At 65.6% G+C, this 1,086-nt stretch carries 2 protein-coding genes; both read left to right on the top strand.

Annotated features, from left to right (window positions below; all coding sequences use genetic code 11):
• Window positions 1-274 precede the first annotated feature (274 nt).
• Window positions 275-604, top strand: a complete 330-nt coding sequence (locus U1872_RS22675) for a hypothetical protein (RefSeq protein ID WP_307086598.1) — start codon at window positions 275-277, stop codon at window positions 602-604.
• Between the two features lie 40 nt (window positions 605-644).
• Window positions 645-1,052, top strand: a complete 408-nt coding sequence (locus U1872_RS22670; protein WP_332795101.1) for a CsbD family protein — start codon at window positions 645-647, stop codon at window positions 1,050-1,052.
• Window positions 1,053-1,086 lie beyond the last annotated feature (34 nt).

Below are 1,086 nucleotides of genomic sequence, written 5' to 3'. Positions count from 1 at the left end.
CAGCCGCTTTCTCACCGAAGACGACGACGATTCGACCTATTTTCAGCGTCGAGCCGAGTGGCATGAAGGCCGCGCGAAGGTTGCCGAGGACACGAGCACGCGGTCGCTCCATCTGCGGTTCGCGCGCCTTTATGCGGCGCGTGCGATGTCCTGAGATGGTACAATAGACCTAGTATTTCTACACAAAACTACCAGGAACCAAGCAGTTACCGGTAGGTTATGCGTCCAGTCCCCGTCGCGATACCGCGGTCGGCCATATACTGGAGCAGCTCACATGAAGCGCATAACTGCCGCCACCGGGGCTTTGGCCCTGCTGGCGTCCATTGCCGGTTGCGCCGCACCCGCGACCCGCATCTCGACCGGGCTCCAGCGCTACGGGCTCGATCCGTCGCGCTCCGATTGCGTCGGCGAGCGCCTTCAGGCGAACCTGTCGCTCGGCCAGTTGCAGCGCCTCGGCAAGGCCGCCGCGGCCTATCGCCAGGGCGACACCACGCCCGGCGTACTCACCCCGTCCGATCTCATCCGCGTCGCCTCCGAACTCCGCGATCCCAAGATCGCGCTCGAAGTCGGCAAGGCCGCGGCGGGCTGTGGCGTGCTGCCGTAACGCAATCGTCTTTCCCAATTTCAAACATCGAGGACCCGAGATGAACAAGGACGAATTCCAGGGCGGCGCCCGCTATGTCGGCGGCAAGGTCGAGAAGGCCGTCGGCGACACCGTGAGCAGCCGCGACTGGCAGGTCGACGGCGTCGTCGACCAGGTCGCGGGCGGTGCGCAGAACCTCTACGGTCGCGCGAAGTCGGCGATCGAGGACGCCGTCGACGGCGCTCCCGAACTCGCCGACAAGATCGGCAGCGAAGCACGCGAAGCCGGCGACCGCGCCGCCGACGCCGCCCGCGACCAGGCCGGTCGTGCCGCTCGAATGACGGCAACGCTTTGCGTGGTAGCGACGGTCATGCCCGCGATACTCACGCTTCGAGCGTGCCTCGGCCTTGCCCGTGGGGATCACGGCGGCGGCCGGGATTGCGAGCGAGAGCGCGCTAAACGCCATTAGAAACTTCCGCATGATGATCGTCCCTGTTGATGTA

This window comes from Parasphingomonas frigoris, assembly GCF_036663815.1.
In the GTDB taxonomy this organism is placed as follows: Bacteria; Pseudomonadota; Alphaproteobacteria; order Sphingomonadales; family Sphingomonadaceae; genus Sphingomonas.
Note: the sequence above shows the minus strand (reverse complement) of the source record. Positions and strands in the feature narration are given on the sequence as shown.

Bases quoted from the DNA above. Each gene is read 5' to 3' on its own strand.
- U1872_RS22675 (WP_307086598.1), top strand. From the start codon at position 275: ATGAAGCGCATAACTGCCGCCACCGGGGCTTTGGCCCTGCTGGCGTCC.
- U1872_RS22670 (WP_332795101.1), top strand. From the start codon at position 645: ATGAACAAGGACGAATTCCAGGGCGGCGCCCGCTATGTCGGCGGCAAG.